General features: G+C 46.0%; 8 protein-coding genes. 1 reads left to right on the top strand and 7 read right to left on the bottom strand.

What is annotated here, in order from left to right:
• The first annotated feature begins 82 nt into the window (after positions 1-82).
• Positions 83-811, top strand: a complete 729-nt coding sequence (locus NC997_RS21895) for an iron-containing redox enzyme family protein (RefSeq protein WP_190529717.1) — start codon at positions 83-85, stop codon at positions 809-811.
• Positions 812-860: 49 nt separating this feature from the next.
• Here NC997_RS21895 and NC997_RS21890 read toward each other — a convergent pair whose 3' ends face one another.
• The 7 genes from NC997_RS21890 to NC997_RS21860 all read right to left on the bottom strand — a co-directional run bounded on the left by NC997_RS21890 (position 861) and on the right by NC997_RS21860 (position 14,803).
• Entirely contained in the window at positions 861-4,931 is a 4,071-nt protein-coding gene (locus tag NC997_RS21890; protein ID WP_190529715.1) for a non-ribosomal peptide synthetase, read from the bottom strand.
• Between the two features lie 88 nt (positions 4,932-5,019).
• Positions 5,020-5,418: a hypothetical protein gene (locus tag NC997_RS21885; protein ID WP_190412279.1), complete on the bottom strand. Its 399-nt coding sequence runs from the start codon at positions 5,416-5,418 to the stop codon at positions 5,020-5,022.
• A gap of 161 nt (positions 5,419-5,579) precedes the next feature.
• Positions 5,580-6,290 carry a helix-turn-helix domain-containing protein gene (locus NC997_RS21880; RefSeq protein WP_190529713.1) on the bottom strand — a complete coding sequence of 237 codons (711 nt, stop codon included), beginning with the start codon at positions 6,288-6,290 and terminating at the stop codon, positions 5,580-5,582.
• A gap of 431 nt (positions 6,291-6,721) precedes the next feature.
• Positions 6,722-7,336 carry a Uma2 family endonuclease gene (locus tag NC997_RS21875; protein WP_190529711.1) on the bottom strand — a complete coding sequence of 205 codons (615 nt, stop codon included), beginning with the start codon at positions 7,334-7,336 and terminating at the stop codon, positions 6,722-6,724.
• Positions 7,337-7,664: 328 nt separating this feature from the next.
• Positions 7,665-8,006, bottom strand: a complete 342-nt coding sequence (locus tag NC997_RS21870; RefSeq protein WP_190529709.1) for a hypothetical protein — start codon at positions 8,004-8,006, stop codon at positions 7,665-7,667.
• A gap of 507 nt (positions 8,007-8,513) precedes the next feature.
• Entirely contained in the window at positions 8,514-9,890 is a 1,377-nt protein-coding gene (locus tag NC997_RS21865) for a GH1 family beta-glucosidase (protein ID WP_190529707.1), read from the bottom strand.
• A gap of 5 nt (positions 9,891-9,895) precedes the next feature.
• Positions 9,896-14,803, bottom strand: coding sequence for a non-ribosomal peptide synthetase (locus NC997_RS21860; RefSeq protein WP_190529706.1), 4,908 nt, complete (start codon positions 14,801-14,803; stop codon positions 9,896-9,898).
• Positions 14,804-14,857: the final 54 nt, after the last annotated feature.

The raw sequence follows: 14,857 nt of genomic DNA, 5'->3' as shown, positions 1-14,857 counted from the left end.
TCACATACGCACATTCACGGTGGACTAGGGATGTAGAGAAAGGCTACCACTGAGGGGTAAGGTTAGCGGGAAGAGATAAGTCATGCAGCTCCTAGACAATTGCTCGATTGCTACCGAGAGAAAAGTAGGACTTCACCAATTGTATGTAGAAGATATCGTGAGATGCACCACGCTATCAGAAGCAGTGCTGATGGTAAATAAGGCTTATGATTTCCACCGTCATCCTTACTTTATGTGGATGCAGGCACCCTCTACCTCACGGGCACAATTTCTTTGCACACAGCTACCAATTTGTTTTACAATTGAGTCATTTTCGCAATCATTAGCGGCAGTTTTGGCTCGGACTCCAGTATTAGAACGGCGACTTTCGGTGATGGAAAACGTGGCTGAAGAACATGGTCACGGCAATTTATTGACCTCTCACAAATACACCTTCCGCCAATTTTTGCGGGCTTTAGGTGCCACTCCAGAAGATTTAGAAATACCCTGTCCTGCATCAGTGTTAGCTTTCAATCATTCACTTCTGGGCTACTGTCTGACGCAATCAAGTGAAGCGGGTGGAGCTGCTTTGGGGATGCTGGAGCATCTGTATTCGAGTGTTAGTGGGATGATCGCCCGCACGATTAACGAGCGAGGTTGGGCAGCACCGGGTAGCCAGTCACACTATACTGTCCACGAGGAACTTGACGTAGAACACGCACGAGAACTGTTGACTTTGGCAGAACCCAGTTGGGAGGAGCCACGCAACCGCGCTCATGTTGCTCAAGGGCTGGTGCTGGGTGCCCACTACTTATGGGCTTTGTACGAATAGTAAGCCACGGTAAGAGCGATCGCTACATCACAGAGTACAGCGATCGCTCTTATCTTCCGACCTGTGCATTCTCAATACAGGTTCTTAACTGTTCGGTGAGAACCTGGACATGGGGTTTCTTGAGCATGGTTAGGTGATTGCCAGGAATGTTATAAATTTCCACTCCTCCTCCAGCTAGCTCGCCCCAACCCATACTTGGATCTTGATTCGCAGCGATATTTTGTTCGCTATTTTTCAAAAGAGTAATTTTGCTAGGATAGACTTGCGGCACATAGCTAAGCGCTGCTTGACTATTCGCTTGAAAAACCCTAAGTATCGATTTACTTCTTAATTCTTTTAATATTCGTTTTTTAGATTCTTTAGAGATTAGCTTGCTTTGGGGCTTGTCGGTAGCGGCTATAAGATAAAAATAATCCATAAAATAAGGCCATATATGTCGCGCTACTGTGTTCATCAGAAACTTTAAACCGTCCCCGAAGGAAGGTTTGTTGTTAGAAACTGGGGCTGAAGTATCCAGTACAGCAAGTAGAGCTACTTTTTGCCCAGATTTCTGCAATTGTTGAGCCATTTCAAAAGCAACCAAACCTCCAAAAGACCAACCTCCTAAAAAATAAGGGCCATTCGGCTGCACTGCACGTAAGGCATCAATATAATAAGCCGCTATATCCTCAATACGAGTTAATGGGGATTGTTCTCCGTCCATACCCAGAGGTTGTAGCCCATAAAATGGTTGTTCTGTCCCCAAATGATATGCGACTTCATAATAAGGAAAGACGACTCCTAAAATGGGATGAACGCAAAAGAAAGGTGGATTTTGACCTTTAGGCTGAATTGCAACTAAGGGCGACCAATACGGAGAATCAATTTCGGGAGATAGCGCCCTTGCTAGACCTTCAATGGTTGGATTTAAGAACAGGGTAGACAGCGGTAATTCGCGCTCAAATTGCTTGCGTATCTGCTCCATGAGGGTGATACTCAGCAGCGAATTTCCCCCTAAATCAAAGAAGTTATCGTAAATACTTACACGCTCGATGTTAAGAACTTTAACCCAGATTTTGGCGAGGACTGACTCAGTAGGATTACGAGGTTCAATGTAAGCCTTATCTAGGGTTTGGCTAGTTGAATTATCGGGTTCGGGTAAGTTCCGACGCTCGACTTTGCCATTAGGTGTTAAAGGCAGAGCTTCTATCATGACAAAAGCTGAAGGAACCATGTATTCTGGCAACTTCTTCCTTAGGAAATCACGGAGTTCAATGATTGTAGGGGTAAAGTTTTGGGCTGGTACGATATAAGCGACTAAACGCTTATCACCAGAAACTTTCTCTGTAGTAATTACTACCGTTTCTCTGACTGCTGGATGCTGAGTCAGCACTGCCTCAATCTCTCCCAGTTCAATGCGGAAGCCGCGAATTTTCACCTGGTCATCAAGGCGACCTAAAAACTCAATGTTGCCGTCTGGTTGATAACGAGCTAAATCGCCAGTTTTATAAATTGTAGAGATACGAGAGTTTTTGTCTCTATAAGAGTTAAAAGGATTAGGAATAAACCGTTCAGCAGTTAAATCGGGGCGATTGAGATATCCCTGCGCCAGTCCATCACCGCTGATGTACAATTCGCCAGTAATTCCGATGGGTACAGGCTGTAAATGGGCATCTAATATATAAATTTGAGTATTAGTAATTGGGCGACCAATGAAGGGTTTTTGGGTGTCACCGCTAATTTCTGCAATCGTAGCCCAAACAGTTGCTTCAGTTGGCCCATAAGCATTAAAAAACTTACGACCGGCAGCCCAGCGCTTTACAATATCCTGGGAACAAGATTCGCCTGCACAGATGATAGTTTGCAGCGAGGGAAGTTTTTCTGGTAATAGTGCGAGTACAGTAGGCGGGAGCGTGGCGTGAGTAATCGCATTATCGCGCAATAACTTGATTAAGGGTTGTTCAGGTAGAAGAGCTTCTTTTTTGGCTAAATAGAGAGTGGCTCCCGATCGCAATGCCATGACAATCTCGAAGATTGAGGCATCAAAACTCAAGGATGCGAATTGCAGGATGCGATCGCTTGGCTGTACCTTGAAAACTTCGAGCTGAGCTTCTGCTAAGTTAGATAGCCCTCTGTGCTGCACTAAAACGCCTTTTGGTTTTCCAGTTGAACCAGAGGTGTAGATGACATAAGCTAGATTTTCAGATGTTACGTTGCTGCTTGGGTTGTGTTGGGGATGGTGAGCGATCGCATCCAAGTCCGTATCCAAACAAACGACAGACAAACTGTCTTGGCAATCCCCCCAACAGGTCTTCAACAGGGAGGCTAGATGGGAATGAGTTAGCAAGATGGATACCTGAGCGTCTTCTAGCATGAAGCTAAGACGTTCTTGTGGATAGGTCGGATCTAAAGGCAGGTATCCTCCTCCCGCTTTGAGGATGCCTAACAGTCCTACAATCATCTCTAAAGAACGCTCTACACAGATACCAACTAGAACGTCTGGAACTACCCCCAATTGTTGCAGGTGGTGTGCAAGTTGATTGGCTCTGATGTTGAGTTCGCGGTAGGTTAATTGCTGATTTTCAAAGATGAGCGCGTTCGCGAAGCGTGCGTTTAGCGCGATCGCATCCGGAGTCTGCTCTACTTGTGCCTCAAACAACTGATGAAAGCACTGGTCTTGCGGGTAATCTCTTCTAGTATTATTCCAATCAATTAATAACTGTTGCCGTTCGGCTGCTGTTAATAAAGGCAACTCGCAAAGGCTTTGCTCTGGATTTGCGACGATACCTTCCAGCAGCGTTTGAAAATGCCCCAACATCCGGGTAATGGTAGCATCATCAAATAAATCGGTGCTGTAAATTACCTGTCCTTTGATAGCTTCCGGCGATTCCCACAGGTGAAACTCTAGGTCAAACTTAGCGCTGGGGTTGTCAAAATCTAGATGCGAGAGTGTTAACCCAGGTAACTCTAGCGCCTCGATGGGTGTATTTTGTAGGCTGAATGCCACCTGAAATAATGGATGATGGCTCAGGTTGCGCTCTGGATGCAGTTCCTCTACTAGCTTCTCAAAGGGTAAATCTTGATGGGCGTATGCTCCTAGCGCCACCTCCCGGACTCTGCTCAGCAATTCCAGAAATGTTGGATTGCCGGATAAATTAGTACGCAGCACCAAACTATTGACAAAAAAGCCAATTAAACCCTCAATTTCGCGGCGGTTGCGGTTAGCAATGGGTGAGCCGACAACAATATCTTCTTGCTGTGTATAGCGGTAAAGTAAGGTTTGAAATGCCGCCAAAAGGGTCATGAAGAGAGTAACGCCTTGGCGCTGCGAAAGTGCCTCTAGTTCCTCACTCAGGCTTTTCGGTAACTCTAGAAATTGCGTTGCGCCTTGATAGGTTGGAGCCGCTGGGCGAGGTTTGTCAGTGGGCAATTTAAGTGAGGGAAGATTGTTCAGTTGCTGCTTCCAGTAGGCTAACTGAGTCTCCAGAACCTCACCCTGTAGCCATTCGTGTTGCCAGTCAGCAAAGTCTGCATATTGGATGGGGAGTTCTGGCAAGGGCGATCGCTCGTTATTGCCAAAAGCGGTATACAGCGTTCCGAGTTCCCGTATTAGCACTCCAATCGACCAGCCATCGGAGACAATGTGATGCAGATTCAGCAAAAGTACGTGTTCTAAGGAGTCTAGCTGTAGCAGCATCACTCGCAGTAACGAGTCTTGAGATAAATCAAAAGGACGCGATCGCTCCTCGGTAGCCAACCGTCGAGTTTCAGCTTCCCGTTCGGTTGCGGGTAGATGCCGCAAATCTACAAGGGGCAGGGGTATGGTTAAGCTGGGAGCAATGACTTGAACGGGTTGCCCATCCAGCATCCTAAAAGTGGTACGCAAAGCTTCGTGGCGACGCACAATTTCGTTGAACGTCTGCTCTAGTGCAGCTAAGTTGAGCGAACCCATCAGGCGAAGTGCAGTCGCTACATTGTAGAAAGTATTGCCAGGGAATAGCTGGTCGAGGAACCACAGCCGCTGCTGGGCAAAAGATGCCGGAAAGACAAAGACCTCCGCTTCTTGCTCAGTTACTTCTTGCTCAGTGTTGAGTGCTTTCTCATCAACCGTGAGGTCGTTGTCGGTAAAATTCTGAGTCATCCGCAGATTGTACCACTGGGCATAGTTGTTCGATTATGTTGCCCATTTCCCCGCTTTCTGGTCTTCACGGAGGCTGATTAGGCTGCGTCTATACCGCGCAAAGACGGTACAGAAGATTCATCAACTGTTCCCCATCTTCCAGGTAGGTCACGTACTCGCTTTCGCTTATCTTAACGTCCTTACCTTCCATATCTGAACCGTAGCGCTCAGCCATGACGACAATTGGCGTAGTGTTGAGCAGTTCCGCCCCCTGACATATACGCCGTCCCAGGTTAATAACCTCGTCTATCGGCATATCGAACTGGTTAATCAAAATCAGACTAGGGCGATCGCGCACACCACGCGCCAGGGCGATCGCGTCTTCTTCCTGTAGCGCCTCAATCACGTGGTAGCCCCAGATGGAAAGGTTATATTTCAGGAGCGGGCGTGTATCGTCATCTAGTTCAAATATCAGAATTGTCGGTAGCCTATCTTTTTTCTGGTTCATTTGTTGTCCTTTTGCTCCTCTTTAGACCGTTACTTGCAGACTGAGGAGAAGAGACCCTCTTCCAGCCTGACTTAATCTCTACGCAACCTGTACGCGATTGGATGAGGAGCAACGAAAGTGCTTCACTTTCTGCCGCACGAGTGAAGGTGAGAACCCTTTGATCAGCCATCTCTGTCCTTGGCTCCCAGCAAGCGATCGTATTCCTCTCTGAGAACCTGGAAACACTCGCACGCAGTCGCTTCCAGCCCCGCCTGATCCAGGATCTGGACGCGACCCCGGTTGTACCGAATGAGATCCCTCTCCTGAAGCTTTTGGGCGGCTTGGGTGACACCAGCGCGGCGCACGCCCAGCATGTGACCGAGGAACTCCTGGGTAAGCTTAAGGTCATCCGAATCAATGCGGTCTTGGGCTTCGAGCAGCCAGCGTGCTAAGCGTTGATCGAGAACATGGAGGCTGTTGCAGCCAGTGGTTTGCGATATCTGGGCAATCAGGGCTTGTGTGTAGCGCAGCAGTACGTCACGCAGCCCCTTATTGCGATCAAACTCCTCCAGCAGCACCCCTGCATCCACCTTGATCGCACTGCCCGCCATTTGTACGATGTATTCAGTCTGCGTGGTCTCCCTTCCGCCCATGAAGGCATTGACGCCGACCACTTCACGGTTGCCGACTAGACCCGCCTCAACCGTGGAGCCGTCAGTCATGGTGATGGTAATCGAGATCAGGCAATCGATGGGGAAATAGAGATCCTCGATAGTTTCACCAGGATGGTGGAGTATCTTGCCCTGTTCCAGCGAGACTCGCTTCAAGTTGGGAGCAAGCTTCTCGTATACCTCACGGGGTAGGACGCTAAGCAGTCGGTTTTCAGTAGTCATCTGGAAAAGTGTTAGAAGTCTTATATAAGTAATTAGACCTCTTGCAGGACTCTCATTGCAGGACCGTACAAAAAAAAGTCTGTAACGATAACCTGAGTTCAGGTTAATTAGGCTCTGAAAGCGCAGAGACCGGAAAGTTTTCTAATCCATTTAGTTGAAGAACAGCAACCAGCAATGTGCAATCCTTGATTAGCCTAATCGCCAATCTTCATTCAGGATAGTTCTAAACGGCATCGGCATTCAGTACGGTTTCGTACTAATAAACCCGATGGATTGAGGAGATTTTTCTTAGCAATGATTGCAATCCGGCTTAAAAAGACAAAACAAAGATTTATAATAATTTTGAAAGGTAAAAGATGGATAATTTTCGATAAATATTTATCATATTTTAGTCTGTGCAGCATTCAGCCTTTGTTTGTATAGACGCGAATTCATTCAGTTGCCCCAATTCTAAAAATCTGTTCAGCAGTCAAATTTAACTCTGGAAACGTTGGCGATTCAATGCGGTCAGCACCCCTAAACTGACTCACTTGGTACTCACCCTCAACCATTGAGTAAACCGAAATAGTAGGTTGCTTGGGGTTGCCAATAAATCGCCTACCGCCTAACCCCAGGTAATCAACAATCCAGTATTCCGGAACACCAATTTCTTCATAATCCGCAACTTTGAGCAGGTAATCATCCCGCCAATTGGTACTGACTACTTCAATTACTAAAGGAATTGATGCACCTTGAGTAACAGTTGAAGATTTTTTCCATAACGGTTCCGCCGCTAGATTAACCCGATTTAATATCAGCACATCTGGTAAATAACCTGATTCTTTTTCTGGCGGCTTGACTAGCGCTTGATTGGGTATAAAGTAGGGAAGATTTAATCGGTCAAACTCTATAGTTAGTTTTGTTGCCAAAAAACCTTTGACTTCCTCATGTTCTCCCACTGGCTGCATTTCAATAATCACCCCATCATGTAGTTCATAGCGTCCAGTTTCGGGCTTCCACTCTAGAAAGTCTTCAAAGGTTATTGGTTTGGGTAAGGCTTGAGTCATGGCTTGCTGATTTCCCAGAATTAATGTAGCTGCGTTTCATTCAATAGTGCGATCGCGCTCATTTCAAGGTTGAGTCACTTCTTTTTATACTTCCTTCCCATCTGAACTGAGGGTACACACTCGCAACAATCTTCTGGCGAATCTCTCAAAATTTGCGCCCTAGGAGTGTTTTCGGCTCGAATAAATTGTCCTGCAATGCAGTTTCATATCGATTGAGTTCTCATTTAATTTACCTTGGCGCTATTCAAATTATGAAGCAAGGCTCACTAACCCCCCTGTGCATTGGGGCAGGGAGGGGGGATCTAGGCTTAGCCCTGTTTATTTAACTCTAGTGACAGTCGGCTTGTGGGTAAGGTAGAGCTTGGCTATACAAAACCCAATGATTACGCTTGTCAGTTGGTCTGACAGCCCAACCGTCTTGGTAGTGCGGTCGGTTTTGCTGCTTTGCCAGATACAAAGGTTTTGGATCGCAGAGCTTCAGTAAAGCCATGACTTGCTCTGTAGTCCACAAGCCGTGGTGAGGGTAAGAACTATTATCCTCAGTTTTGCGCTTCCGCTTGGGAAACGTCCGATGCGGCTTGGGGCAACTGACTGCAATCCCCAAGTCCAAGGCTAGTTGAGTTACCCCAGCATTCGAGCTAAGGTGTGATAGCACAGTTGGTTTTTCCACAAATTTTTCCACAAGTGAACCTAATTGTGTAAACGAATCTAAACGCGGGTGAAACGGTGAAAACGTCATAGTGTCCAGCTGGTGGCGTTTTCACCAACCTGCGTATAACAGCAATTTACTGCATTATTTCGGGATAATCTATATACATAAATTCTGATTTGTGATATATTAGTTTCTCTTGAAACGGCAAGAGAAACTAAAGTCCAAATATAATTACTTATTTAAAAAGCACAGTAGGAAATTATAATTAAAACTAATGATTAGTTAACCAAGTTAAGGTGGCCTTTACAAAACATACATAGAGTAGATGTGAGGGCACAGATTAAAAAGTTGGAAATCACTCACTCAAGCTTTGCTTTCTTTGTTCAGCGATGATAGCTTCATGGGATGATTTTCACGGGGAATTGGGACTAAAAGTAGGACTTTACTTTTAGCATTGCTGTCTTTCAAGCTTTCAACCACTTTTGATAGTGGCGCGATCGCGCCACTCCACAACTTGCAATTATCCTAAACTACCCGGTTCTGGCGAATGCACTCTGCATACCAATTGAAGCTTGCCTTGGGAATGCGTTGTTGCGTCTTGTAATCGACATAGGTAATCCCGAAGCGACGACTATAACCGTAAGGCCACTCAAAGTTATCCATGAAACTCCAAAGGAAGTAACCTTTCAGCGGATAACCTTCCTCAATAGCTCGATGAGCCGCCTTTAAATAGTGGCGTAAATACATAATGCGGTCTGTATCAATTATCTCGCCTTGCGCGTTCAGTTCGTCTTCGGCAGCGCAACCATTCTCGGTAATGAACACGGGCAAATCTTGTCGCCCAAGCGTGTCGCTAATATGGTGAATACCCCAATAGATACTCTCAGGAACGATATGCAGCCAAGGCATATTCATTCGCGGGTAGCCTTTGGGTAAGTCAAGAAACTCGTAACCGTCTTTATTGTCCGCCGCACGAACATAAGTGCCAGTGTAAATATTGATACCAATTGCATTGAGGGGCTGGTGAATGATTTCTAAATCGCCCGACTGAATATCTGGGGCATCAGCGCCCAACTTCTCAAGCATTGCTGGACTGTAGGCACCCGTCAGCGCTGGAAAAATAATCCCCCCATTGAGCCAAGAAGTATGGAAAGCTTGCTGAGCGGCTGTTATATCAGCCGCTGATTCGGTGAGGGGAACGGTGACAGAAATATTGTCTACAAGTGCTACAGAACAAGGAACGGGCGAGGCAGCACGGATAGCTTGACAGCCCATTCCATGAGCGAGAAGCGCATGGTGAGAAGTCTGCCACACTTCTTTGCGAGTTTTGACGCGAGTGCCAGGGGCAAAGGGTGGGTCTTTATCCACATCGTAGGCGAAATCAGTGAAGCAGGGGATTTCGTTGATGGTCATCCAGTTGGTGATGCGATCGCCTAACCGATTGACAACAGCAGTAACATAGTCAGCAAAATCTGAAGCCATCTCCCGGCTGCGCCAAGAACCGTACAAGTCCTCTAGTGCTTGAGGGCTATCCCAATGAAATAAGGTGGCGTGGGGAGTAATGCCGTGTTTGTGCAAGCAATCAACTAGGCGCTTGTAGAAATCAATTCCCTTCTCATTCACGTTTCCCCGACCATCAGGAATAATTCGGGGCCAAGCGATACTAAAGCGATAATGCTTGATGCCCAGTTTTGCCATCAGTTCTACGTCTGTTTCGTAGCGATGGTAATGGTCGCAAGCAACATCTCCCGTATCGCCATTCTCAACCCGTCCGGGGGTGGCACTGAAGGTATCCCAGACGCTGGGTTTGCGATCGCCTTCTGTTGCCGCACCCTCTATCTGATAGGCGGAGGTAGCCGCGCCCCAGATGAAATTTTCTGGAAATTGGTCGTTGGCTTTCATCTGGTTTACGGTTGTTGGTTTTCTTTATTGAGAGATGATAGCTTCATGCGACGATTTTCACGAGAAATTGGCACTAAGGCTGGGGCTTTGCTTTGAGTAGTGGTCTGCTGAAAACTAGCGATCGCTTTCGATAATTCTGCAATGGTCGGTGCCTCAAAGACACTACGCAAAGGTAACTCCACCGCGAATGCGTCGCGCACTCTAGAAACAAGCTGAGTCGCTAGTAATGAATGTCCTCCTAATTCAAAGAAATTATCGTGAATACCTACCCGTTTAACTCCCAAAACTTCAGCAAAAATTTTCACTAACACTTCCTCAACCGGAGTTTGAGGTGCAACATAATTTCCTGCCAATTCTAGTTTGACTGGTTCAGGTGCCGGTAAAGCACGGCGATCGACTTTGCCATTCGGCGTCAGCGGTAGAGATTCCAGCACCACAAAAGCCGATGGCACCATGTACTCAGGTAGCTTTTGGGCTAGATAAGTCTGCAATTGAGGGATTAACTTACGAGCTGCTTTTGCTTGCAGGGGATTATTCGCATAAGATTGTAGCGATCGCAATTTAGCGCTGAGTGGCAAAGTAGTTTTTTCGTCTATTTCTTTGCTTACAAAAACTACATCGTAGCGTCCATCACTAGCGGAATTTGACCAGCTAATATCAACGTCGTAAGGGACATCTAGGCTATAAAAATCTTCTGGATCTACTCCTAAATTTTGGAGCTTTTGCAATACTTCACGCATCTGTCCCGCAGTTTTAAACTCTGCTGCGCCTGAGAGCCATTCTGCTGTTTTAACTGCTGCTGTTACCCGCGCATTAGGCACATTGGTAATGCTTAATAGTTCTGGTTGGTTATCAACTAATAGCTGATGTACAACGGAGACGGTTAAGTTATTTTCGTGCCAGTCTAGCGAGGCACCCCTCCCCAGCCCTCCCCGCAACAGGGAGGGAGCCGGAGTATTCTTACTTCCCGCCACTTCGGGGGGATTGATGTAGGTGCTTTCAGAATCTATTTCAGCGCTAATATGCAGAATCGCGTTATAACGAAACTGCGTTAATTCATTGTGATGATGACCCCGGATTAGTTGAATTTGTACGTCGCTAATCTGGGGAAATCGCTGCTTTAATGCACTGAAGAAAGCTGGATCAATTACTAACTCCGTTTCTTGGAACATTTGCATTTCTACCCGTTGCTGCAACTGTTCGCGGGTGAGGGAGGGTTCGGCTTGATAAAGCTGTACTGAGGCGTGGAAAGCTTGCAGCAGGGGGAGGCTACGCACATCGCCGATGAAGATGAAGCCACCGGGAGCGATCGCATTTATTGCTCCCTCCAGTACGCGCACCAGATAATCAATATTGGGAAAATATTGCACAACCGAGTTCAGAATCACCGTATCAAAGGCTTCGGACTCCACTCCCTCAAAGTCAGTCGCCAACTTCTGAAGCAATGTTACTTGAGGTAATTGTGCCAATTGCTCCTGGATGTAGTTAAGTGAAGCCGAGGAAAAGTCTGTCCCACAATATTTATTGCAGTGAGGCGCAATTCTAAACAACAATAAACCTGTTCCACACCCTATTTCTAACACTCGACTTGGTTGCAAATCCAGAATTCCCGCAACTTGGTTATCTACCCATTCACGCATCTGTTCTGCTGGAATCGGTTGATTAGTATAACTGCTATTCCAACCGACAATATTGAATTTTGGATCTGAACTAGCAGCAGGTTGATTATAATTTTCGTTGTAGAGCATCTGCCATTGCGAAACCTGCTCATCTTGCAATTGCATTTCCATCTGCTTCTGTTCGCTGTATTCAGCATTTAGTGCTAGATAAACTACTAAACGCTTTTCCCCCGGTACATCTTCACGAGTTATTACAACATTTTGCAGCACTGCTGGATGTTGACTCAGTACCGCTTCAATTTCTCCCAACTCTATGCGGAAGCCGCGAATTTTTACCTGTTCGTCGAGACGACCTAAAAATTCGATATTGCCATCTGGTTGATAGCGAACTAAATCGCCTGTTTTATAAAGACGTGCTTCTGGTTGGTTGCTAAAAGGATTAGAAATGAATTTTTCAGCAGTTAAATCGGGACGGTTTAAATAACCTCGCGCTAGTCCATCACCACCAATGTGCAATTCACCAGCAACGCCGATGGGTACAGGTTGTAAATATCTATCTAGAACATAAACTTGAGTGTTGGCAATGGGACGACCAATTGTAGGCGCGATCGCATTTCCTAATACTGCTACATCTGTAATCCCTTCTTGCTCCCCTTTTAAAGCCCTATTGAAGGAATTTTCTTGCTCTCTAACAGCAACAATACCGGATGTTGTAACAACAGTATTCTCAGTTGGACCATAATTATTCACTACCTGGAAAGGATATTCAGCCAAAGGATACTGATGTAATTTATCGCCTCCTGTTAATAAGACTCGCAATGCTATATCTTTAGACCAATCTAATAACAAAGCTTTCTCAGCTAAAGGGGTCGGCAAGAAGCTAATAGTTATCGATTTTGATACTAAAAAATCTCGCAGCTTTTCAGGCGATCGCCTAATTTCATCATCGGTCAAATAAATGCTAGCTCCTGCACTCAAATAAGGCAAAATTTCCCATGTGCAAGCATCAAATGCACATCCCGCAACCTGCGTTACCTGGTCAAGCGGTGAAACTGCAAACGCTTGTTGATGCCAAAATACTAGATTTAATAGTCCACCATGTTTAATTTGAACTCCTTTAGGCTTTCCAGTGGTGCCAGAGGTATAAATAACATAAGCAAGGTTTTCTGCGGTAACATTGCTGCTAGGATTGTCTTCACTCTCTTGGGAAATTCTTTCCCAATCCATGTCTAAAGAAATTATTTTTGGATTTTGATTATCAAGGCGTTCGATATACTGTTCGCGTGTTAATAAAACTGGCACTTGAGCATCTTTAAGCATAAAACTTAAACGCTCAGGAGGGTAGCTGGGGTCTAAAGGTAGGTAGGCTCCACCTGCTTTCAGGATGGCTAACATCCCGATTATCATATCAAGCGATCGCTCTACGCAAAGTCCTACTAAAATTTCCGCACCGATACCCAATTTTTGCAAATAACGTGCAAGTTTGTTGCTGCGTATATTTAACTCTTGGTAGGTGAGTTCTTTATCTTCAAATACTAGAGCAATCGCATCTTTATTCTGCTCTACCTGTGCTTCAAATAGCTGATGAACACACAAATCATTGGGATAATCTACTTTGGTATTATTCCATTGCACTAACAGTTGATGTAGTTCAGCTTCACTTAATATCGGTAATTCGGCAACTCGTTGCTCTGGATTCGCAACAATGCCCTCTAGCAATATTTGGAAATGCTCCAGCATCCGGTTAATGGTGGCTGCATCAAATAAATCGGTGCTGTATACGACAAAGCCGCTAATTCCTTCTGAACTATCTACCCCTAACCCATTATTTTCCTTTTGCTCCCACAAGTGGAACTCTAAATCAAACCGCGTTGTTTCTGTATCAACAAATTGCAACGGGCTTAAGGTTAACTCTGGTAGCTCTAGCGCCGACATTGGCGCATTTTGTAATGCAAACACCACCTGAAACAGGGGATTTTGATTCAAGTTGCGCTCCGGATGCAGTTCCTCCACCAGCTTTTCAAAAGGCAAATCTTGGTGAGCATACGCTCCCAGCGATACCTCTCGCACTCGACTCAAAAGTGAGCGAAATGTTGGGTTTCCATCAAAGTTGGTACGCAACACTAAACTATTAACAAAAAAACCAATTAACCCTTCTATTTCGCTGCGGTTGCGGTTGGCAATTGGCGAACCTACGGCAATATCTTCTTGCTGAGTGTAGCGGTACAGCAAGGTTTGAAATGCTGCCAGTAAAGTCATAAACAAAGTTACGCCTTCTTGCTGGCTTAAGGCTTCTAACGCCTTACTCAGGCTTTTTGGTAGTTGCAAAAGTTGCGTTGCACCCCGGTAGCTTTGAACGGCTGGTCGAGGTCTGTCAGTAGGCAAATTTAGGATAGAAATGCCGTCCAACTGCTGCCGCCAGTAAGCAAGTTGTGTTTCCAATACTTCCCCTTGTAGCCACTCCCGTTGCCAGTGGGCAAAGTCTGCATACTGGATGGGTAGTTCTGGTAAAGGTGTAGAGACGGAAAATTTATCGTCTTTACAAGAAGCAAAAGCTGTGTAGAGTGCCGCTAACTCGCGAATTAGTACCCCCATAGACCAGCCATCGGAGACAATATGATGCAGAACCAGCAGTAGCACATATTCTGACTCATCCAACCGCAGTAGCGTTACTCGCAGAAAAGGGTCTTTGGACAAATCAAAAGGGCGTTGAGCTTCTTGGGTGGTGATGCGTCGCGCTTCGGTTTCTAATTCTCCTAGCCCTTTCAGGGCGGCTTCGCCAACAGAGACGCTTCGCGATTCTCCTTCGGAGACGCTTCGCGAACGCAAATCTATTACTGGTAGAGGTACAGTTAAAGTGGATGCGATCGCTTGTACGGGTTGCCCTTCCACGGTTACAAAAGTGGTGCGTAAAGCTTCGTGACGGCGCACAATTTCGTTAAAAGCCTCTTTCAACGCCGCTAAATTTAGCGAACCGACCAGACGCACAGCTGCCGGAACATTATAGAAAGCATTGTTAGGTACTAATTGATCCAGAAACCACAGCCGCTGTTGTGCAAAGGATAGGGAGAGATTTCTGTCCCGCGAAATGGGTGTAAGGCTTATCGGAGTAGCGTTTTTGGTAACGTTAGCTGTCCTTAGAAATGAGAGAATTTCAGCTTTGCGTTCAGCTATCTCTGCACGTAGTTCTGCGGTGAGGCTTCCTTCTGGGGCGTTACAGCGCAGGCGTTCTCCATCGACAAAAACCTGAATATCTAAGCTACGGAGGTAAGATAAAAACTCAACTGTTTTCAAAATTAAACCTCTTCTAGGACACTACCCGCTAGAGGAGTGTACTTGCTATTGACC

The organism is Trichocoleus sp. DQ-A2 (assembly GCF_039961915.1).
Lineage (GTDB): Bacteria > Cyanobacteriota > Cyanobacteriia > Cyanobacteriales > FACHB-T130 > FACHB-T130.
This window is presented reverse-complemented; position numbering and strand designations above follow the sequence as displayed.